Genomic DNA, 19,154 nt, shown 5'->3' with positions numbered 1-19,154 from the left:
GTACGGTCGGGCCCGAACCGACGGTGATCAGGGGGCGGGACGCATGACGGTGGTACCGGAGCAGCGCGTGGTGGAACCGGATGCGAAGGAACGGATCCCGGAGGTCGCCGGGTTCGCGAGGCGGTTCACCGAGGGGCGTGCGGGGAGCCCGGAGGATTCGCCGAGGGCGGCCGGCAAGGCGCTGCGCGTCCGCGTCCCACGGGCGGCCCAGGCGCACTTCCGGGCCCCGGCCGACCGCCCGGACGCGGTGCGGGCGGTGGAGGAGTCCAACGTCGGCCGGGTCGACGAGCTGACGCCGATACGGGTCGGCCGGATGGCCGCCAACCCCTTCGCCTTCCTGCGCGGTTCGGCCGGGCTGATGGCTCACGACCTCTCCGGCGGTCCGGTGACCGGGATCGGCGCGCAGATCTGCGGAGACGCCCACGCGGCCAACTTCGGCCTGTACGGGGACGCGCGCGGCCGGCTCGTCATCGACCTCAACGACTTCGACGAGACGGTCTTCGGTCCGTGGGAGTGGGACCTCAAGCGGCTGGCCACGTCGCTGGTCCTGGCCGGCCGGGTGGCCGGCGCCGACAAGGACACCTGCCGGGCGGCGGCGCTCGATTCCGTGGGCGCCTACCGCCGCACGATGCGGCTCCTCGCCAAACTGCCGTCGCTGGACGCGTGGAACGCCATCGCGGACGAGGAGCTGGTCTCGCACACCGATGCCCGGGACCTGCTGGGCACGCTGGAGCGGGTCTCCGAGAAGGCCCGCAACAACACCTCGGCCCGGTTCGCCGCGAAGTCCACCGAGGCCGCGCCCGACGGTGGCCGGGCCTTCGTGGACGCGCTGCCGGTGCTGCGCCGGGTCGGGGACGGGGAGGCGGCGGCCGTGGCGGCCGCGCTGGGCCCGTACCTCGAGACGCTGCCGGGCGACCGGCAGCCGCTGCTGGCCCGGTACGCGATCCACGACGTGGCCTTCCGGGTGGTGGGGACCGGCAGCGTGGGGACCCGCTCCTACGTGGTGCTGCTGCTCGACCACCGGGGCGAGGCACTGGTCCTCCAGGTGAAGGAGGCCCGGCCGTCCGTGCTGCTGCCCTACCTGCCCGCCCTCGGCTTCGTCTCGCCGCCGGAGGAGCACGAGGGCCGCCGGGTGGTGGCCGGGCAGAAGCAGATGCAGGTGGTCTCCGACATCCTGCTGGGCTGGACGACGGTGGAGGGGCGGCCCTTCCAGGTCCGTCAGTTCCGCAACCGCAAGGGCAGCGTGGACCCGGCGGCGCTGGCCGTGGAGCAGATCGACGACTACGGGCGGATGACCGGCGCCCTGCTGGCGCGGGCGCACGCGCACAGTGCGGATCCGCGGCTGCTGGCGGGGTACTGCGGGAAGAACGAGGAGCTGGACGAGGCGATGGCCACGTTCGCGGTGGCGTACGCCGACCGGAGCGAGGCCGACCACGCGGTCCTGGTGGCGGCGGTGCGGTCCGGGCGGATCGCGGCGGAGTCGGGGGTCTAGGAAGACGCCGGAGCCGCTGGGCGGCGATGTTTCACGTGAAACACGCGCAGGGGCCGCCGGGCCGGGAACCTGGTGATGTTTCACGTGAAACACCCGGCCGGTCGGGCCGTAGGCTGGCCGGGTGAGCGAGCAGACAGTTCCCGAAGCGCCCGAGCCCGGCTCCGCCCCCTCCGCCGACGAGCGGCCCGAGGCGCGCCTGGAGCGCGCCGTACGGGCCGCCGAGCAGGCGTTGATCGAGTTCGAGATCGCCGTGGAGACCTTCCGGGTGGAAGTGGAGAACTTCTCCCGCCTCCACCACCAGAAACTCGGCCCGATGTACTCCCGGCTCGACGAGCTGGACGCGCTCATCGCCGAGGCGAAGGCGGCCAGCAGTGGGGACCCGGAGGACCTGCGCCGTGCGCGCGAGGCCCGTTCCCTGGTGATGCCCATGCCCGGGGTGGACGAGCTGTTCCACGACTGGCTGGACTCGGACGGGATGTCCGACGACGCGTCCGCGATGCTCACCGACCGCGCGGTGCGGCCTCCGCAGCGGGTGCGCCCGACGGAGGAGGTACGCCGCCTGTACCGCGAGCTGGTCCGCCGGGCGCACCCGGACCTGGCCCAGGACGAGGCCGAGCGGGAGCGGCGCGAGGAGTTCATCGTGCGGGTCAACGCCGCGTACGGGCGGGGCGAGGAGCAGCTGCTCCGCGAGCTGGCGCAGGAGTGGGCGGCGGGTCCGGCACCCGCCGCCGCGCGGCTGAGCGAGAGCGAGGAGCTCTACGAGCGGCTGGAGTGGCTCTCGCGGCGCAAGGAGCTCCTGTCGGTCGTGGCCCGGGAGCTGGAGGACAGCGCGATCGGATCGATGCTGCGGATGGCCCCCGAGGACCCGGACCGCCTGCTGGAGGAGATCGCCGAGCAGCTGCTCGGCGATGTCGCGAAGCGCGAGGCGGAACTGGCAGAGCTGCGCACCGCCTGAGGACGGCCGGGGAACGACGCCCGGGGAAAGCCCGTCGGATAGGTTGGCTCATCTATCCGTGACGAGAGAAGGCGACAGCTAATGAACTCCGGACCGCTTCCCTCGGTGGCCGCCTCCGCGCTTCCCTCCGAGGCCTTCGTCCTCGACGTTCGCGAGAACGACGAATGGGCGGCCGGCCACGCCGAGGGTGCGCTGCACATCCCGATGAGCGAGTTCGTGGCGCGCATCGGCGAGCTGACCGAGAAGATCGAGGACGACCGTCCGGTCTACGTGATGTGCCGGGTCGGCGGCCGCTCGGCCCAGGTCGCCCAGTACCTGCGGGGCCAGGACATCGACGCCGTGAACGTGGACGGCGGCATGCAGGACTGGGAGGCCGCCGGGCGCCCGGTCGTCACCGACGCGGGCGCCCCGGGCTTCGTGGTCTGACGGGCGGCGTCCGGGCCGTTCCGACGGCCTCCCGGCTAGGTGAGGGGGTGGGCGGCCAGCAGGTCGCCCAGGGCCTCCTCGTGCAGGGCGGCCGGGCCGAGCTGGAGCTCCAGCTGCTTGGCCCAGGCGTGATAGCGGTGCAGCGGGTAGTCGGTGTCGGCGCCGAAGCCGCCGTGCAGGTGCTGTGCGGTCTGCACGACGCGCCGTACGCCCTCGGAGGCCCAGATCTTGGCCACGGCCACGTCGCCCGCGCTGGGCAGCGGCCCCCCGGCTCCGCCCGTCGAGGCGTCGAGCCGCCAGGCTGCCTGCCAGAGGGTGACCTCCATGGCGCGCAGGTCGATGTAGCGGTCGGCGGCCTGGACGGCGACGGCCTGGAAGCTGGCCACGGGGAAGCCGAACTGCTCCCGCTTGCTCGTGTACCGGCTGGTCATGGTGAGCACGTTCTCGCCGAGGCCGAGTGCGAGCGCGCAGGTCCCGGTGGCGAGGAGCCGGCGCAAGTGGTCCCAGGCTCCGGGTGCCTCGATGAGGTGCGCGGCCGGGATCCGCACGCCGTCCAGGGTGACCTCGCCGAGCCGCTCCCCGGTGGTGGAGTACTGCGCCGCGAGGGACAGACCCTCGGCTCCGCGCGGGACGAGGGCCAGGACCGCCTCGCCCTCGCCGGTGTGGGCCGGGACGGCGATCCAGTCGGCGTTGTGCGCCCATGCGACGGCCGTCTGGAGACCCTCCAGGACCCAGGCGTCGCCGTCGCGGCGGGCGGTGACGGCCAGCTCTGCCGGGTCGTGGCCGCTGCGGCCGTGCGCGGCGACGGTGAGGACGAGGCTGCCACGTCCGGCGTCGCGCAGCAGGGCCCCGGCCAGCTCGGGGCTGCCGTGGGCCTGGACGGTCATGGCGGTGGCGCAGTGCTCGAGCAGCGGCACCCGGGCCAGGACCTTCGCGGCTTCCCGCAGGACGAGGCACAGGGCGATGGCGTCGAGTCCGGCGCCGTCGTGCTCCTCGGCGAGGACGAGGCTCAGCAGGTCGGAGTCGGCGAGCTTGGCCCACAGCCCGCGGTCGAACTCCTCGGCCACGGCCCGCGGGGTGAGCGCAGGGCTGGGCACGCTGTCGGGGGCCACGCCCGCGAACACGGCCTTGGCCGCCTCGACGGCGGCCTGCTGCTCCTCGGTGAAGGTGAAGTCCACTGCCTGTCCTCCCGCGTGCCCGGATCGCGCTCTGCCTGACGGTGCGTCAAGATAGAACACGTTCTGGAAATTTGACAGGGGGCCGTGGCCACGGCCGCTCAGCGGTCGAAGTCGATCTCCACTTCCTCCGACACCGGGTGCGACTGGCAGGCCAGCACGAAGCCGGCGTCCGTCTCCGCCTCCTCCAGCGCGAAGTTCCGCTCCATCCGCACCTCGCCGGTCACCAGGAACGCCCGGCAGGTGCCGCACACCCCGCCCTTGCAGGCATACGGGGCGTCTGCGCGGGCCCGCAGCACCGCGTCGAGCAGGGACTCGCCCTCCCGCACGGGCCAGGTGCCCGAGCGGCCGTCGAGCCGCGCCGTGACCCGGGCGTGGGTGGCGGCGGCCGAGGGGGCGGGCGCCGGCGGGGCGGTGTCCTCGACGTGGAAGACCTCCTCGTGGACCCGGGTCCGCAGCACCCCGAGCGCGGCCAGCGCCTGCTCGGCGCCCGTGACCAGTCCGTACGGCCCGCACAGGAACCAGCCCGTCACCTCGGTGACCGGCAGCAGAGCGGGCAGCAGCGCCGTCAGCCGCTCCTCGCCGAGCCGTCCCGAGGGCAGCCCGGCCTCCTGCTCCTCGCGGGACAGGACGGTGACCAGCTGGAACCGGTCGGGATAGCGGTCCTTGAGGTCGGCGACCTCCTCCAGGAACATCGTCGAGGCCGCGCTCCGGTCGCTGCGCACCAGGCAGAACCGGGCGTCGGGCCGCGCCGCGAGCAGCGTGGCCGCGATGGACAGCACCGGGGTGATGCCGCTGCCTCCGACGATCGCGGCGTAGTGCGCGTCGGCCGGCGCCGCGGCCGGGTCCAGGACGAACCGCCCGGCCGGGACCATCACGTCCAGGACGTCACCGGCGGCGATCTCCTTGTGCGCGAACGAGGAGAACTCCCCGCCCTCCACCAGCCGCACCCCGACCCGCAGGGTCGAGGGGCCGGGCCCGCCGGGTGCCGGGGCGGGGGAGCAGATCGAGTACGTACGCCGGACCTCGGTGCCCTCGGGGGTGCTCCGCCGCAGGGTGAGGTGCTGGCCGGGGGCGTGCGCGTACGCGGCGCGGAGCTCCGGCGGGACGGCCAGGGTCAGCGCCACGGAGTCCTCGGTGAGGCGGTCGACCGCCGCCACCGCAAGGGTGTGGAAGGCGCCGTGGCGCGCGGGGCGCGTCGGGCTCGCGGACCCCGGGGCGGTCGCCGACGGGAACACGGCCATCTACAGCTCCTTGAAGTGGTCGAACGGTTCACGACAGGCGGTGCAGCGGCGCAGCGCCTTGCAGGCCGTCGAGGAGAACCGGCTGAGCAGTTCGGTGTCGGTCGATCCGCAGTGAGGGCAGCGGACCGACAGGGTCAGCGGAACCGGCCCGCCGGCGGCGTGCGGCCGCGGCGGGGCTATGCCGAACTCGGCCAGCTTGCGGCGGCCTTCGGCGCTGATGTCGTCGGTGGACCAGGCGGGGGCCAGCACGGTCCGCACCCTGACATCGGGTATGCCGTGACCGGTCAGGACGCGCTCGATGTCGGCGGACATGGCCTCGATGGCCGGGCACCCCGTGTACGTGGGGGTGAGGGTGACCTCGACGTGGCCGTCCTCGTGCATCCGCACTCCGCGCATGACACCGAGCTCCGTGAGGGTGAGCACGGGCAGCTCGGGGTCGGGGACGGAGCCCGCCAGCTCGGCCAGCTCCACCTCCAGCCGGGTCTGCTCGGCCCCCGTCACCATGACGCCCCCGGGTGGCTGCGGTGCAGGTGCTGCATCTCGGCGAGCATCCGGCCGAACGACTCGGTGTGCAGCCCCTGGCGTCCGGCCCCGGCGGCCCAGGCGCCGCTGCGCGGCCCCTGCGGCATCGCCAGGCCCGCCCGCCCCAGGACGTCCTCGAGCGCGGCCAGCCAGCGGCCTTCCAGGGCGGCCCAGTCGACGTCCTCGAGCCCGTCCAGCGGCTGGAACATCTCCCCGGTGTACTTCCACAGCCCGTCCAGGGCGCCCCGCATCCGGGCGCGGCTCTCCTGCGTACCGTCGCCGAGGCGCAGGGTCCACTGCTCGGCGTGGTCGCGGTGGTAGGCGGTCTCCTTGACGGCCTTGGCCGCGAGGGGCCCGAACGGACCGTCCCCGAGCGCGAGGCCTGCGTACAGCTCGTGCTGGTAGAAGGAGAAGTAGAGCTGGCGCGCGATGGTGTGGGCGAAGTCGCCGTTCGGCTGCTCGACCAGCTGGAGGTTGCGGAAGGACCGCTCCTCGCGCAGGTAGGCCAGCTCGTCCTCGTCGCCGGCCATCGACAGCAGGACACGGGCCTGGCCGAGCAGGTCGAGCGCGATGTTGGCGAGGGCGACCTCCTCCTCCAGGACGGGGGCGTGCCCGGCCCATTCGCCGAGGCGGTGGGAGAGGATCAGCGCGTCGTCGCCGAGCGGGAGGGTGGCCGCGTTGACCACGTCGGTGCTGGTCACAGGTGGTTCACCCCCTCGGGGATCTCGTAGAAGGTGGGGTGGCGGTACGGCTTGTCGGCAGAGGGCGCGAAGAACGGGTCCCGCTCGTCCGGGGAGGAGGCGGTGATCGCGGTGGAGGGCACGACCCAGATCGAGATGCCTTCGCCGCGACGGGTGTAGAGATCGCGGGCGTTGCGCAGGGCCATCTCCGCGTCGGGGGCGTGCAGGCTGCCCGCGTGCGTGTGCGAGAGGCCGCGCCGCGAGCGGACGAACACCTCCCACAGGGGCCAGTTCTGCGTCATACCCGTGCCTCGCTTTCCGTTGCCGCCTCTTGCTGTTCCTTGCGTGCGGCAGATTTCTCCGCATACGCCGCGGCCGCTTCGCGGACCCAGGCGCCTTCCTCGTGCGCCGCGCGGCGCTGTCCGATCCGCTCCTCGTTGCACGGGCCGTTGCCCTTGAGTACGTCCCAGAACTCGGCCCAGTCGATCGCGCCGAAGTCGTGGTGCCCGCGCTCCTCGTTCCACTTCAGGTCCGGGTCGGGCAGGGTCAGACCCAGCGACTCGGCCTGCGGTACGGCGATGTCCACGAAGCGCTGGCGCAGCTCGTCGTTGGAATGACGCTTGATCCGCCAGGCCATCGACTGCGCCGAGTGCCCCGACTCCGCGTCCGGCGGGCCGAACATCATCAGCGAGGGCCACCACCACCGGTCGACCGCGTCCTGCGCCATCGCGTGCTGTGCCTCGGAGCCCTGCGAGAGTGCGAGGAGCAGCTCGTACCCCTGGCGCTGGTGGAAGGACTCCTCCTTGCAGATCCGGACCATGGCGCGCGCGTACGGCCCGTAGGAGCAGCGGCAGATCGGGACCTGGTTGGTGATCGCCGCGCCGTCCACGAGCCAGCCGATCGCGCCGACGTCCGCCCAGGTCAGCGTGGGGTAGTTGAAGATCGAGGAGTACTTCTGCTTCCCCGCGTGGAGCTTGTCGAGCAGCTCGTCGCGGCTGGTGCCCAGGGTCTCGGCGGCGCTGTACAGGTACAGGCCGTGGCCGGCCTCGTCCTGCACCTTCGCCATCAGGATCGCCTTGCGGCGCAAGGAGGGCGCGCGGGTGATCCAGTTCGCCTCGGGCTGCATGCCGATGATCTCGGAGTGGGCGTGCTGTGCCATCTGGCGGACCAGGGAAGCGCGGTACTCGTCCGGCATCCAGTCGCGCGGCTCCACGCGCTCGTCGGCCGCGACGGCCGCGTCGAAGGCCGCCGCCAGCTGTGCGCTGAGATCGTCCGTCACGCCGATGCCCGCTTCCTGCCCCGTCGCCGGGGTCACTGCCACCATCACGGCCTCCTGCCGGAGAGTCGTTGCCGCTCCGTCCCGCCCGACCGACCGATCGTTCGGTTCATACTCTTCAATGGTGGGACGACGGCCCGTAGGGTGTCAACCTCTGTGGTCAACCCTGTGGACGCCGGATGATCGGGGCGGGATGGATTCGAACGCGCACGAGCCCCCCGCAGGGGACGCTCCGCCCCCGCCGCGGGCACTCGGAATCGCGGGTCTCTCCACCCCCTACCGGGTCGTGACGGTCCTCGCCCTGGGCGCGGTCGCCCTCGGAGCCTGCTGGCACCTCGCGCTCGTCTTCCTGCACGTGGCCCCCTCCAACACGCTGAGCAAGCAGCACGCACGGACGATCGACAACTGGGTCTATCCGGAGTTCGAACAGAACTGGAAGCTCTTCGCGCCCAACCCGCTGCAGCAGAACATCGCGATCGAGGTGCGGGTGGAGGCGCGCACGGCCGACGGCGTGCTGGTGACCGGCAACTGGCGCGGACTGTCCGCCGAGGACGGCGCGGCCATCAGGCACAGCCTGCTGCCGAGCCACACCGAGCAGAACGAGCTCCGGCGGGCCTGGGACTTCTTCACCGGTTCCCACGACGAGGACAACAAGGCGACCGGCGAACGCGGCGAGCTCGCGGAGCAGTACCTGCGGCGGATCGCACTGGACCGGCTGAAGGTCCGGACCGACGCGGACACGGCCGTGGGCAAGGGCGCACACCTCGCCGACGGCCGGATCGTACGGATCCAGCTGCGCGCGGCGACGACCGCTGTGGCCGCCCCGAAGTGGTCCGACGAGAAGACCGACACCCGGACCTACTACCGGGAGCTGCCGTGGTGGACGGTGTGAGGCCGCCCGCGGACGGGGCGGCGGCGACCGAGGGGACCCGGGCCACGGCGACACGGGCCGCCGGCGCCCCGGCCAGGGGCGGCCGGGCCGCACGGCTCCGGTCCGCTGCCGCACGGCTCCGGGCCGCTTCCGCGCCGGCGCTGGCCGCGGTCAGCGGGCGGGCGCTGGGCCCTTACCAGAGCGCCGTGGTCCGCATCGGCTTCGCCGGTACCTGGCTGTTCTTCCTGCTGCGCGAGTTCCCCCACCGGCACGAGCTGTACGGCCCGCAAGGGCCCTGGAGCTGGGACCTGGCGAAGCGGCTGATCGCCTCGAACCACGCCTTCACGGTGCTGATGTGGTCCGACTCGGCGCTCTGGTTCGAGATCGTCTACGTGCTCGGCGTGCTGTCGAGCGCGCTGCTGCTGCTCGGCTGGCGCACCCGGGCCACGGCCGTGGTGTTCATGGTCGGCGTGCTCTCGCTGCAGAACCGAAGCGTGTTCATGGGCGACGGCGGGGACAACGTCATCCACCTGATGGCGATCTACCTCGTGCTGACCCGCTGCGCGCAGGTGTGGTCGCTCGACGCCCGCCGCGCCCGCCGCCTCGGCAGGGCGTCGGCCGGGCGGGCCGGGCCGGTGCTGTGGGCCGTGCTCGGCGGCGCGGGCGCGTACGGGGCGCTGACCGGGGGGTTCGGTACCGGCTGGCTGGTGGCCTTCGGCGCGCTGTGGGTGGTCGCCGCGCTGTGGTGGACGGTCGAACGGTACGAGCCGGAGGGGGAGGGGCGGGCGGTCCTCGACGTCCTGGCGAACCTGCTGCACAACGCCGGAATGCTGGTGATCACGGCGGAGGTCTGCCTGATCTACGCGACGGCGGGCTGGTACAAGATCCAGGGCTCGCGCTGGCAGGACGGGACCGCGCTGTACTACCCGCTGGGCCTGGACTACTTCACCCCCTGGCCCGGGGTGTCGGCCCTCCTCGCCGGCAGCGGCACGCTGGTGATGCTGCTGTCGTACGGGACGGTCGCGGTCCAGGTGGCGTTCCCGTTCACCCTGTTCAACCGGCGGATCAAGAACGTGCTGCTGGCGCTGATGATGCTGGAGCACGCGGGGATCGCCGTACTGCTGGGTCTGCCGTTCTTCTCGCTGGCGATGATCGCCGCCGACGCGGTGTTCCTGCCGACGGTGTTCCTCGTCTGGCTCGGTGCGCGGGCCTCGGCGCTGCGGCCGGGCGGTCGCGGCGCCGCCCTCCCCGGGCCGGACCGCGCGCCGGAGCCGGATCCGGAGCCGGAGCAGGGGACCGTAGGCTCGGCGGTATGAGCGAGCAGCACGAGAGCCCCGACAGCGTCACCGAACGGCAGTGGCGGGAGGCCGCGGCGCGGGAGGACCTCGTGCTCCTGGACGGATTCCACGCGCTGAAGCACGCCCTGCGCTTCGGGGCGGACGTGCGGGTCGCCGTCGCCGACGATCCCGAGGCCGTACGGCGCCTCGCGGGCGAGCTGGCCGCGGACGTCGAGGACGAGGTGGCCCGGCTGGTACGCAGGGCTCCGCTCAAGGGGCTGCTGGGACCGGGGCGGGTGCATCCCACCGGGGTCGCGGCGCTCGCGGTCCGGCCCGACCCGGCCGAGGGGCGGGCACGGCTCGACGCGATGCCCAGGCCGGCCCCGGTCGTGGTGCTCGACAACCCGCGCAACCTCGGCAACGTCGGAGCCGTGGTCCGCCTCGCCGCCGGCTTCGGCGCCACCGGCGTGGTCACCCGCGGCGACCTGGACCCCTGGCACCCGAACGTGGTCCGCGCCGGAGCGGGGCTGCACTACGCCACCACCGTCGCCCAGGTGGATCTCGCCGCGCTGCCGCCCGGCCCGCTGTACGCGCTCGACCCGGAGGGCGAGGACATCCGCGCCCTCACCCTCCCGGACGACGCCGTGCTCGCCTTCGGCTCCGAACGGCACGGGATCTCTCCCGAACTGCGGGACCGGGCCGACCATCTGGTGTCCCTGCCGATGCGGCCGCAGGTGTCCAGCTACAACCTGGCGACCAGCGTGGCCATGACGCTCTTCCACTGGGGCGGCCCCCGGCCGGCGGACGGGCCGACGGCCGGGGAGACGGCCGGGGAGAGCGCCTAGCGGCTCAGCCCTGGCGCCGGACCTCCACCACGCGGAAGCGGTTGGACACGAAGGCCCCGTCGCACAGCGCCGCGTTCGCCGCCGGGTTGCCGCCCGAGCCGTGGAAGTCGGAGAAGGCCGCGGTCTGGTTGACGTAGACCCCGCCCGTGAGGTTCAGCGAGAGCTGCGCCGACTCCTCGAGGCAGACTTCCTCGATGGCCCGCTCGGTGTCCGCGGACGTCGTGTACGCCCCGACCGTCATCGCGCCCTTCTCGCGGACGGTGCGCCGCAGCAGCTCGAGCGCGCCCGCCGTGGAGTCGACCGCCACCGCGAAGGAGACCGGGCCGAAGCACTCCGAGAGGTACGGGGCGGCGTCGTCGGCCTTGGAGGCGTCCAGCTTCACCATCACCGGCGTGCGGACCACCGCGTCGGGAAAGTCGGGGTTCGGCACCTCCCGCGAAGCCAGCGCGACCTCGCCGAGACCGGCCGCGGCCTCGAGACGGGTCTTGACGTCGGGGTTGACCAGCGCGCCGAGCAGGGCGTTGGCCCGTGCGTCGTCGCCGAGCAGCCCGCCGACCGCGCCCGCGAGGTCGCCGACGACCTCGTCGTACGACTTGTGGCCCGCGTCCGTCTCGATGCCGTCGCGGGGGATGAGCAGGTTCTGCGGGGTGGTGCACATCTGGCCGCTGTACAGGGACAGCGAGAACGCCAGGTTGGACAGCATGCCCTTGTAGTTGTCGGTGGAGTCGAGGACGACGGTGTTGACGCCCGCCTTCTCCGTGTAGACCTGCGCCTGGCGGGCGTGGGTCTCCAGCCACTCGCCGAACTCCGTGGACCCGGTGTAGTCGATCACCTTGATCTCGGGGCGGACGGCGAGCTCCTTGGCGATGCCCTCGCCCGGCCGCTCGACGGCCAGCGCCACCAGGTTGGGGTCGAAGCCGTACTGCGCCAGGACCTCGCGGGCCACCTGGACGGTCAGCGCCAGCGGCAGCACGGCGCGCGGGTGCGGCTTGACCAGGACCGGGTTGCCGGTGGCGAGGGACGCGAAGATCCCCGGGTACCCGTTCCAGGTGGGGAAGGTGTTGCAGCCGATCATCAGGGAGATGCCCCGGGGGACGGCGGTGAAGGTCTTGCCGAGCTCCAGGGGGTCCTTCTTGCCCTGGGGCTTCGACCAGTCGGCCTGCCCCGGGACGCGGGTCTGCTCCTCGTACGCGTAGGCCACCGCCTCCAGGCCGCGGTCCTGCGCGTGCGGGCCGCCCGCCTGGAACGCCATCATGAAGGCCTGGCCGCTGGTGTGCATCACCGCGTGCGCGAACTCGTGCGTCCGCGCCGAGATCCGGGACAGGATCTCGATGCAGACCACGGCGCGGGCCTCGGGCCCGGCGTCGCGCCAGGCGCCCATGCCGGCCCGCATCGCGGGCAGCAGCACGTCCGGGTCCACATGCGGGTACTCGACGCCGAGCTGTACGCCGTACGGGGAGGTCTCGGCGCCCGTCCAGCCGTCGGTGCCGGGCTGCCCGAGGTCGAGCCGGGTGCCGCGCAGCGCCTCGAAGGCGGCGAGGCCGTCGGCCGGCGCGGTCTCGCCGTACGCCTTGGGGTGCTCGGGGTGCGGGGACCAGTAGGCACGCGTGCGGATCGTGGCCAGGGCCTGGTCCAGGGTGGGCCGGTGCTTGGCGGACAGCTGGGGGACGGTGGGCTCGGCGGCCATCAGGGACCAACTCCTCGTTGAGCCGGGCGGGATCAGGCGATCGGGTCGGGCAAGAAGGGATGAAGAAGAGCAGACTCGAGTTAGAGTAACCGAACGATCGGTCGGTACAAGAGGGCCCGGCGGACCTGTGGAAAAGTCGGTGCGGGAGGATCGGGTCATGACAGCAATCGAGCGGTCCCGCACAGTGGCGGTCGTCGGCGCCGGCACCATGGGACAGGGCATCGCCCAGGTCGCCCTTCTCGCAGGTCACCGCGTGCTGATCTACGACATCGCCGCCGCGCTCGCCGCCGACGCGGTCGGGTTCGTGCAGGACCGCGTCGAGCGGATGGCCGCCAAGGGAAGGCTGGATCGCGCCGAGGCCGAGGACGCGATCGGCCGGATCGACGCGGCGGGCGGACTCGCGGACCTGGCCGGCGCGGCCCTCGTCGTCGAGGCGGTCGTCGAGGACGTCGCCGCCAAGCGCGCGCTGTTCGCGGCGCTCGAGGAGGTGGTCTCGCCGGACACCCTCCTGGCCACCAACACCTCCTCCCTCTCCGTCACCGAGCTCGCGGCCGGTCTCGCGCACCCCGGACGCTTCCTCGGCCTGCACTTCTTCAATCCGGCCCCCCTGCTCCCGCTGGTCGAGGTGGTCTCCGGGTCCGCGACCGATCCGGCCGCCGCCGACCGCGCGTACCGCACGGTCCTCGGCTGGGGGAAGACGCCGGTGCGCTGCGCCGACACCCCCGGCTTCATCGTCAACCGGATCGCCCGCCCCTTCTACGCCGAGGCCTTCGCGGTGTACGAGGAGCAGGGCGCCGACCCGGCCACCATCGACGCCGTGCTCCGCGAGAGCGGCGGCTTCAAGATGGGCCCCTTCGCGCTGACCGACCTGATCGGCCAGGACGTCAACGAGGCCGTCACCCGCTCCGTGTGGGAGTCCTTCTTCCGCAGCCCCAAGTTCACCCCCTCGCTCGCGCAGCGCCGACTGGTCCAGTCGGGCCGCCTCGGCCGCAAGAGCGGGCACGGCTGGTACCCGTACGGCCCGGACCACACGGCCCCGGCGCCGCACACCGCCGGGCCCGAGGAGGCGCCCGCGAAGGTGGGCGTCGTGGGGGACCTGGGGCCCGCCGCCGCGCTCGTCGACCTCCTGGAGGAGGCGGGGATCGCGGTCACGGCCACCGAGCACGGGGGCCCGTACATCCAGCTCCCGGGCGAGGGGCAGCTCGTGCTCGCCGACGGCAAGACCTCGATCGAGTTCGCCGACGTCGTCTACTTCGACCTCGCCTTCGACTACCGCGACGCCACCCGGATCGCGCTCTCCGCCAGCGAGGACACCAGCGAGCGGACCCTCTCCGAGGCGATCGGGCTGTTCCAGAAGCTGGGCAAGCAGGTCTCCGTCATCGGCGACGTCCCCGGCATGATCGTCGCCCGGACCGTCGCGATGCTGATCGACCTCACCGCCGACGCGGTCGCGCGCGGGGTGGCCGGCGCCGAGGACATCGACACGGCGATGCGGCTCGGCGTCAACTACCCCGTCGGCCCCGCCGAATGGCACGACCGGCTCGGCCGCGACTGGGCGTACGACCTGCTGCACCACCTCGACGAGCGCTGCCCGGGCGGCCGGTACGCGCCCTCGCTGGCCCTGTACAAGCTGGGCTACGCGGCGGGGGACGAAGCGGCGGACGAGGACGCGGACGACGCCGCGGCCGGGTACGACGGGGCGGGGGAGACACGATGACGACGGCCAAGCGGGACACGTACACGCCCGAGACGCTCCTCTCCGTCGCCGTACAGGTCTTCAACGAGCGTGGCTACGACGGCACCTCGATGGAGCACCTCTCCAAGGCCGCGGGCATCTCGAAGTCCTCGATCTACCACCACGTCGCGGGCAAGGAGGAGCTCCTCCACCGTGCCGTCAGCCGGGCGCTGGACGGGCTCTTCGCGGTGCTGGAGGAGTCCGGGGCCGTACGGGGGCGCGCGGTCGAGCGGGTCGAGTACGTCACGCGCCGCACGGTCGAGGTCCTCGTCGTGGAACTCCCCTACGTGACGCTGCTGCTGCGCGTGCGGGGCAACACCCGCACCGAGCGGTGGGCCCTGGAGCGGCGGCGCGAGTTCGACCACCAGGTCGCCGACCTGCTGAAGGCCGCGGCCGCCGAGGGAGACCTGCGGGCGGACGTGGACATCCGCCTCGCCACCCGGCTCCTCTTCGGCATGGTCAACTCGCTGGTGGAGTGGTACCGACCGCACCCGGGCACGACCTCCGACCAGCTGGCGGACGCCGTGGTCAGCATGGCCCTGGACGGGCTGCGCACGCAGCGGTAGGACCGCCTCAGTCCTCGGAGATCGTCGGGCCGGCGGACGGGTCGCGGGCCAGGAGATCCGTTTCCTCGAAGACCAGCAGCGTGCGGGTGGAGAGGACCTCCGGGATGGACTGGAGGCGGGTGAGGACCAGCTCCCGCAGGGTGCGGTTGTCCGGTGTGTGGACCAGCAGCAGGACGTCGAAGTCGCCGCTGACCAGGGCGATGTGGGCGGCTCCCGGGAGCTCGCGGAGCTGTTCGCGGACCGTGCGCCAGGAGTTCTGGACGATCTTCAGGGTGATGTAGGCCGAGGCGCCCTGGCCGGCGCGCTCGTGGTTGACGCGGGCGGTGAAGCCCCGGATCACCCCGTCGTCGATGAGCCGGTTGATGCGGGCGTAGGCATTGGCCCGGGAGACGTGGACCTGCTCGGCGACGGAGCGTATCGAGGCGCGGCCGTCCGCCTGGAGCAGGCGCACGATCGACCGGTCGATGGAGTCGAGGGGCCGCGGAGGACTGGGCGGGGCGGACGGCCCCGCGGCGCCGCCCGGGCCCCCGGGACCCGCTGGCGCGCCCCCGGACGCGCCCCCCGGGCCGGGAGCCGCTCCGGAACCCGCTCCGGCCATTTGTTCATCCGCCATCGCCCGCTGCCTGCCTCTCCTGGACGTCCTGCACCCATCCCAGGGCCCCGCCGCCACTTTGTCCACAGCCTGGGCCTGCCTGTAGCCAAATTGCCCGGGCAACCGAACAATCGGTAGGTGAGGGGCCTCACACCCGGGGTCCTCGTTGCCCGCTTCCCACGAGGAGGTGTACGCCGCCATGACGGTCCAAGAGCTGCCCGGTGCCGGTGCGTCCCACCGCTCCACCCCGCCGCCCGCCTGGAGGCCCCGCACGGATGCCGCCCCGCTGCTCCCGGACCCCGAGCCGTACCGGGTGCTGGGCACGCCGGCCGCCGACCGGCTCGACCCCGAGCTGATGCGCCGCTGCTACGCCGAGCTGGTGCGCGGCCGCCGCTACAACGCCCAGGCCACCGCCCTCACCCGGCAGGGCCGACTGGCCGTATATCCGTCCACCGTCGGCCAGGAAGCCTGCGAGATCGCGGCGGCGCTGGTGCTGGAGGAGCAGGACTGGCTCTTCCCGAGCTACCGCGACACCCTGGCGGCCGTGGCCCGCGGGCTGGATCCCGTACAGGCCCTGACCCTCCTGCGGGGCGACTGGCACACGGGGTACGACCCGCGCGAGCACCGGATAGCCCCCCTGTGCACCCCGCTCGCCACCCAGCTGCCGCACGCGGTCGGCCTGGCGCACGCCGCCCGCCTGCGCGGCGACGACGTGGTCGCCCTGGCCATGGTCGGCGACGGCGGCACGAGCGAGGGCGATTTCCACGAGGCCATGAACTTCGCGGCCGTCTGGCAGGCGCCGGTGGTCTTCCTCGTCCAGAACAACGGGTTCGCGATATCCGTCCCGCTCGCCAAGCAGACCGCCGCCCCCACCCTGGCCCACAAGGCCGTGGGGTACGGGATGCCGGGCCGCCTCGTCGACGGCAACGACATCGCCGCCATGCACGAGGTGCTGTCCGAGGCCGTCCGACGGGCCCGCTCCGGCGGTGGACCGACCCTGATCGAGGCCGTCACGTACCGGATCGAGGCCCACACCAACGCCGACGACGCGACCCGCTACCGCGGCGACGCCGAGGTCGAGGCCTGGAAGGCCCACGACCCGGTCCTGCTGCTCGAGCGCGAGCTGACCGCGCGCGGGCTGCTCGACGAGGCCGGCATCCAGGCCGCCAAGGACGCGGCCGAGACGATGGCGGCCCGGCTGCGGGACGGGATGAACGCGGAGCCCGTGCTCGACCCGATGGACCTCTTCGAGAACGTCTACGCGGAGCAGACCGGCCTGCTCCGCGAACAGGCGGCCATGCTGCGCGCCGAACTGGAAGCTGCGGAACCGGAAGCGGAGGACGGGTCATGACCACGGTGGCGGTGAAGCCGGCGACCATGGCGCAGGCCCTGAACAGGGCGATGCGCGACGCGATGGCCGAGGACCCGACGGTCCACGTCATGGGCGAGGACGTGGGCGCGCTCGGCGGGGTCTTCCGCATCACGGACGGGCTGGCCAAGGAGTTCGGCGAGGACCGGTGCGCGGACACCCCGCTCGCCGAGGCGGGAATCCTCGGCGCGGCGGTGGGCATGGCCATGTACGGGCTGCGGCCGGTCGTGGAGATGCAGTTCGACGCGTTCGCGTACCCGGCCTTCGAGCAGCTGATCTCGCACGTGGCGAAGATGCGCAACCGCACCCGCGGGGCGATGCCGCTGCCGATCACCGTCCGGGTGCCGTACGGCGGCGGCATCGGAGGGGTGGAGCACCACAGCGACTCCTCCGAGGCGTACTACGTCGCGACCCCCGGACTCACCGTGGTGACGCCGGCGACGGTCGAGGACGCGTACGGGCTGCTGCGCGAGTCGATTGCCAGTGACGACCCGGTGATCTTCCTGGAGCCCAAGCGGCTGTACTGGTCGAAGGCCGAATGGTCCGCGGACGCACCCTCCGCGGTGCCCGGGATCGGCAAGGCGGTCGTCCGGCGGACCGGCACGAGCGCGACGCTGATCACGTACGGGCCCTCGCTGCCCGTGTGCCTGGAGGCGGCCGAGGCGGCGCGCGAGGAGGGCTGGGACCTGGAGGTCGTGGACCTGCGCTCGCTGGTCCCGTTCGACGAGGAGACGGTTGTGGCCTCCGTACGCAGGACCGGGCGCGCCGTGGTGGTCCACGAGTCCGGCGGCTTCGGCGGACCGGGCGCGGAGATCGCCGCTCGCGTCACGGAGCGGTGCTTCCACCACCTGGAGGCGCCGGTGCTGCGTGTGACCGGCCTCGACATCCCGTATCCGCCGCCGATGCTGGAGAAGCACCACCTGCCCGGCGTCGACCGGATCCTGGACACCGTGGCCCGCCTGCAGTGGGAGAACTGATGCCGCAGGTGATGGAGTTCAAGCTGCCGGACCTCGGAGAGGGCCTCACCGAGGCGGAGATCGTCCGCTGGCTGGTGGCGGTCGGCGACGTCGTCGCCATCGACCAGCCGGTCGTCGAGGTCGAGACGGCCAAGGCGATGGTGGAGGTGCCCTGCCCGTACGGGGGCGTCGTCACCGCCCGCTTCGGCGAGGAAGGGACCGAACTGCCGGTCGGCGCCCCGCTGATCACGGTGGCGGTGGGCGCGGCGGCCACGGCGCCGGACGAGGCCGCGGAGGCTCCGTCCGGCTCGGGCAACGTCCTGGTCGGCTACGGCACGGACCATTCGCGTCCGGCGCGCCGGAGGCGGGTGCGACCCGTCTCCGACGCGCCGGGGCTCGTCCCCGCCGGTCAGACGCCCGGCCCGGCCGTCACGGCCCCGGCCCCGGTGGCCGCCGCCGCCCCGCCCCGCGAGGCGGCTCCGGCTCCGGCCGTGGCTGCGGCGCCGACGGTCTTCGCGGGCCCCGTGCCGGTCATCTCGCCGCTGGTGCGGAAGCTGGCCCGGGACCACGGAGTGGACCTGCGCGCGCTGCGCGGCTCCGGCCCGCAGGGCCTGATCCTGCGCTCCGACGTGGAGGTGGCGCTGCGCGCCGCCGAGCGGCCGGCCGGACCCGAAGCCGGGGCCGGGGTCACCGCCGCGAACGCGGACGCGGCCGTTGCCGTCACCGCCGTCCCGTCCGCCTCTGCGGCCTCGGCCGAAGGCGCGACGCGGATCCCGCTCAAGGGGGTCCGGGGCGCGGTCGCCGAGAAGCTGTCGCGCAGCCGGCGCGAGATCCCGGACGCCACGTGCTGGGTGGACGCCGATGCCACCGAGCTGATGGCCGCGCGGGCGGCGATGAACGCCGTGGGAGGCCCCAAGGTCTCGGTGCTGGCCCTGCTGGCCAGGATCTGCACGGCGGCGCTGGCCCGGTACCCGGAGCTCAATTCCACCGTCGACCTGGCGGCGAACGAGATCGTCCGGCTGCCGGCCGTGCACCTCGGCTTCGCCGCGCAGACGGAGCGGGGCCTGATGGTCCCGGTGGTCCGCAACGCGCAGGCGAGGGGCGCGGAGTCGCTGTCGGCGGAGTTCGGCCGGCTGACGGAGCTGGCCCGGACGGGGAAGCTGGCCCCGGCGGACCTCACCGGAGGCACCTTCACCCTGAACAACTACGGGGTGTTCGGGGTCGACGGCTCCACGCCGATCATCAACCACCCGGAGGCGGCGATGCTCGGCGTCGGCCGGATCATCCCGAAGCCGTGGGTGCACGAGGGCGAGCTGGCGGTCCGCAAGGTCGTGCAGCTGTCCCTGAGCTTCGACCACCGTGTCTGTGACGGCGGCACGGCGGGCGGCTTCCTGCGGTACGTCGCCGACTGCGTCGAATCCCCGGCGGTGCTGCTGCGCACCCTGTAGCCGGGCGCCGGCGGGACCGACACCGGTCCCGCCGGCGG

At 73.2% G+C, this 19,154-nt stretch carries 18 protein-coding genes and 1 pseudogene; 11 read left to right on the top strand and 8 right to left on the bottom strand.

Annotated features, from left to right (window positions below):
• The first annotated feature begins 43 nt into the window (after positions 1–43).
• The 3 genes from ABZY44_RS12475 to ABZY44_RS12465 all read left to right on the top strand — a co-directional run bounded on the left by ABZY44_RS12475 (position 44) and on the right by ABZY44_RS12465 (position 2,873).
• Positions 44–1,492, top strand: a complete 1,449-nt coding sequence (locus ABZY44_RS12475) for a DUF2252 domain-containing protein (protein WP_356652756.1) — start codon at positions 44–46, stop codon at positions 1,490–1,492.
• A 121-nt stretch (positions 1,493–1,613) separates the two neighbouring features.
• On the top strand, positions 1,614–2,447 hold the full coding sequence (locus ABZY44_RS12470; protein ID WP_356652754.1) for a hypothetical protein: 834 nt from the start codon (positions 1,614–1,616) through the stop codon (positions 2,445–2,447).
• An 81-nt stretch (positions 2,448–2,528) separates the two neighbouring features.
• Positions 2,529–2,873 carry a rhodanese-like domain-containing protein gene (locus tag ABZY44_RS12465; protein WP_356652752.1) on the top strand — a complete coding sequence of 115 codons (345 nt, stop codon included), beginning with the start codon at positions 2,529–2,531 and terminating at the stop codon, positions 2,871–2,873.
• Between the two features lie 35 nt (positions 2,874–2,908).
• Here ABZY44_RS12465 and ABZY44_RS12460 read toward each other — a convergent pair whose 3' ends face one another.
• The 6 genes from ABZY44_RS12460 to paaA all read right to left on the bottom strand — a co-directional run bounded on the left by ABZY44_RS12460 (position 2,909) and on the right by paaA (position 7,818).
• Positions 2,909–4,051 (bottom strand): acyl-CoA dehydrogenase family protein, encoded by a 1,143-nt coding sequence (locus ABZY44_RS12460; protein ID WP_356652750.1) that lies wholly within the window; start codon positions 4,049–4,051, stop codon positions 2,909–2,911.
• A 98-nt stretch (positions 4,052–4,149) separates the two neighbouring features.
• Positions 4,150–5,292 (bottom strand): 2Fe-2S iron-sulfur cluster-binding protein, encoded by a 1,143-nt coding sequence (locus tag ABZY44_RS12455; protein ID WP_356652748.1) that lies wholly within the window; start codon positions 5,290–5,292, stop codon positions 4,150–4,152.
• Positions 5,293–5,796: a 1,2-phenylacetyl-CoA epoxidase subunit PaaD gene (paaD, locus tag ABZY44_RS12450; RefSeq protein WP_356652746.1), complete on the bottom strand. Its 504-nt coding sequence runs from the start codon at positions 5,794–5,796 to the stop codon at positions 5,293–5,295. It lies immediately after the preceding gene.
• Complete coding sequence (gene paaC, locus ABZY44_RS12445; RefSeq protein WP_356652744.1) at positions 5,790–6,515, bottom strand: 1,2-phenylacetyl-CoA epoxidase subunit PaaC; 726 nt, start codon at positions 6,513–6,515, stop codon at positions 5,790–5,792. The genes paaD and paaC overlap by 7 nt, the downstream gene beginning before the upstream one ends.
• Complete coding sequence (gene paaB / locus ABZY44_RS12440) at positions 6,512–6,796, bottom strand: 1,2-phenylacetyl-CoA epoxidase subunit PaaB (protein WP_356652742.1); 285 nt, start codon at positions 6,794–6,796, stop codon at positions 6,512–6,514. Before paaB ends, paaC begins: the two co-directional genes overlap by 4 nt.
• Positions 6,793–7,818, bottom strand: a complete 1,026-nt coding sequence (gene paaA, locus ABZY44_RS12435) for a 1,2-phenylacetyl-CoA epoxidase subunit PaaA (RefSeq protein WP_356652740.1) — start codon at positions 7,816–7,818, stop codon at positions 6,793–6,795. The genes paaB and paaA overlap by 4 nt, the downstream gene beginning before the upstream one ends.
• A 145-nt stretch (positions 7,819–7,963) precedes the next feature.
• On the opposite strand from paaA, the gene ABZY44_RS12430 reads away from it, so the two are divergent.
• The 3 genes from ABZY44_RS12430 to ABZY44_RS12420 all read left to right on the top strand — a co-directional run bounded on the left by ABZY44_RS12430 (position 7,964) and on the right by ABZY44_RS12420 (position 10,763).
• Positions 7,964–8,662 (top strand): DUF5819 family protein, encoded by a 699-nt coding sequence (locus ABZY44_RS12430; RefSeq protein ID WP_356652738.1) that lies wholly within the window; start codon positions 7,964–7,966, stop codon positions 8,660–8,662.
• 140 nt (positions 8,663–8,802) lie between these two features.
• A complete protein-coding gene (locus ABZY44_RS12425) occupies positions 8,803–9,957 on the top strand; it encodes an HTTM domain-containing protein (RefSeq protein ID WP_356652844.1) in 1,155 nt (384 codons plus the stop codon).
• The gene (locus ABZY44_RS12420; RefSeq protein WP_356652736.1) at positions 9,954–10,763 is read left to right on the top strand and encodes a TrmH family RNA methyltransferase; all 810 of its coding nucleotides are present in this window, start codon (positions 9,954–9,956) and stop codon (positions 10,761–10,763) included. Before ABZY44_RS12425 ends, ABZY44_RS12420 begins: the two co-directional genes overlap by 4 nt.
• 4 nt (positions 10,764–10,767) lie before the next feature.
• Here ABZY44_RS12420 and paaN read toward each other — a convergent pair whose 3' ends face one another.
• On the bottom strand, positions 10,768–12,450 hold the full coding sequence (gene paaN / locus ABZY44_RS12415; protein ID WP_356652734.1) for a phenylacetic acid degradation protein PaaN: 1,683 nt from the start codon (positions 12,448–12,450) through the stop codon (positions 10,768–10,770).
• A 157-nt stretch (positions 12,451–12,607) separates the two neighbouring features.
• On the opposite strand from paaN, the gene ABZY44_RS12410 reads away from it, so the two are divergent.
• Together ABZY44_RS12410 and ABZY44_RS12405 are read left to right on the top strand one after the other, a co-directional pair.
• A complete protein-coding gene (locus tag ABZY44_RS12410; protein WP_356652732.1) occupies positions 12,608–14,167 on the top strand; it encodes a 3-hydroxyacyl-CoA dehydrogenase in 1,560 nt (519 codons plus the stop codon).
• Positions 14,164–14,751 carry a TetR/AcrR family transcriptional regulator gene (locus ABZY44_RS12405; RefSeq protein WP_356652730.1) on the top strand — a complete coding sequence of 196 codons (588 nt, stop codon included), beginning with the start codon at positions 14,164–14,166 and terminating at the stop codon, positions 14,749–14,751. Before ABZY44_RS12410 ends, ABZY44_RS12405 begins: the two co-directional genes overlap by 4 nt.
• Before the next feature lie 17 nt (positions 14,752–14,768).
• Here the strand turns inward: ABZY44_RS12405 and ABZY44_RS12400 are convergent.
• Positions 14,769–15,349, bottom strand: a pseudogene (locus tag ABZY44_RS12400) (Lrp/AsnC family transcriptional regulator); the annotation flags it as partial.
• A 193-nt stretch (positions 15,350–15,542) separates the two neighbouring features.
• Between ABZY44_RS12400 and pdhA the strand changes: the two are divergent.
• Genes pdhA through ABZY44_RS12385 form a run of 3 tightly spaced genes read left to right on the top strand, consistent with a single transcriptional unit; the run spans position 15,543 to position 19,116 of the window.
• Complete coding sequence (pdhA, locus tag ABZY44_RS12395) at positions 15,543–16,694, top strand: pyruvate dehydrogenase (acetyl-transferring) E1 component subunit alpha (RefSeq protein WP_356652728.1); 1,152 nt, start codon at positions 15,543–15,545, stop codon at positions 16,692–16,694.
• The gene (locus ABZY44_RS12390) at positions 16,691–17,689 is read left to right on the top strand and encodes an alpha-ketoacid dehydrogenase subunit beta (protein ID WP_356652726.1); all 999 of its coding nucleotides are present in this window, start codon (positions 16,691–16,693) and stop codon (positions 17,687–17,689) included. The genes pdhA and ABZY44_RS12390 overlap by 4 nt, the downstream gene beginning before the upstream one ends.
• Positions 17,689–19,116 carry a dihydrolipoamide acetyltransferase family protein gene (locus tag ABZY44_RS12385; RefSeq protein WP_356652724.1) on the top strand — a complete coding sequence of 476 codons (1,428 nt, stop codon included), beginning with the start codon at positions 17,689–17,691 and terminating at the stop codon, positions 19,114–19,116. The genes ABZY44_RS12390 and ABZY44_RS12385 overlap by 1 nt, the downstream gene beginning before the upstream one ends.
• Positions 19,117–19,154: the final 38 nt, after the last annotated feature.

The sequence above is a fragment of the Streptomyces sp. NPDC006544 genome (assembly GCF_040611715.1).
Lineage (GTDB): Bacteria > Actinomycetota > Actinomycetes > Streptomycetales > Streptomycetaceae > Streptomyces.
The sequence above is the reverse complement of the archived record's forward strand: the minus strand, read 5'-3'. Positions and strand labels throughout refer to the sequence as shown.

What these genes read in the sequence shown, in the direction of transcription:
- ABZY44_RS12475 (WP_356652756.1), top strand. Translation starts at nt 44, where the DNA reads ATGACGGTGGTACCGGAGCAGCGCGTGGTGGAACCGGATGCGAAGGAA.
- ABZY44_RS12465 (WP_356652752.1), top strand. Translation starts at nt 2,529, where the DNA reads ATGAACTCCGGACCGCTTCCCTCGGTGGCCGCCTCCGCGCTTCCCTCC.
- ABZY44_RS12455 (WP_356652748.1), bottom strand. Translation starts at nt 5,292, where the DNA reads ATGGCCGTGTTCCCGTCGGCGACCGCCCCGGGGTCCGCGAGCCCGACG.
- paaD (WP_356652746.1), bottom strand. Translation starts at nt 5,796, where the DNA reads ATGGTGACGGGGGCCGAGCAGACCCGGCTGGAGGTGGAGCTGGCCGAG.
- paaB (WP_356652742.1), bottom strand. Translation starts at nt 6,796, where the DNA reads ATGACGCAGAACTGGCCCCTGTGGGAGGTGTTCGTCCGCTCGCGGCGC.
- paaA (WP_356652740.1), bottom strand. Translation starts at nt 7,818, where the DNA reads ATGGTGGCAGTGACCCCGGCGACGGGGCAGGAAGCGGGCATCGGCGTG.
- ABZY44_RS12430 (WP_356652738.1), top strand. Translation starts at nt 7,964, where the DNA reads ATGGATTCGAACGCGCACGAGCCCCCCGCAGGGGACGCTCCGCCCCCG.
- ABZY44_RS12420 (WP_356652736.1), top strand. Translation starts at nt 9,954, where the DNA reads ATGAGCGAGCAGCACGAGAGCCCCGACAGCGTCACCGAACGGCAGTGG.
- paaN (WP_356652734.1), bottom strand. Translation starts at nt 12,450, where the DNA reads ATGGCCGCCGAGCCCACCGTCCCCCAGCTGTCCGCCAAGCACCGGCCC.
- ABZY44_RS12410 (WP_356652732.1), top strand. Translation starts at nt 12,608, where the DNA reads ATGACAGCAATCGAGCGGTCCCGCACAGTGGCGGTCGTCGGCGCCGGC.
- ABZY44_RS12405 (WP_356652730.1), top strand. Translation starts at nt 14,164, where the DNA reads ATGACGACGGCCAAGCGGGACACGTACACGCCCGAGACGCTCCTCTCC.
- pdhA (WP_356652728.1), top strand. Translation starts at nt 15,543, where the DNA reads ATGACGGTCCAAGAGCTGCCCGGTGCCGGTGCGTCCCACCGCTCCACC.
- ABZY44_RS12390 (WP_356652726.1), top strand. Translation starts at nt 16,691, where the DNA reads ATGACCACGGTGGCGGTGAAGCCGGCGACCATGGCGCAGGCCCTGAAC.
- ABZY44_RS12385 (WP_356652724.1), top strand. Translation starts at nt 17,689, where the DNA reads ATGCCGCAGGTGATGGAGTTCAAGCTGCCGGACCTCGGAGAGGGCCTC.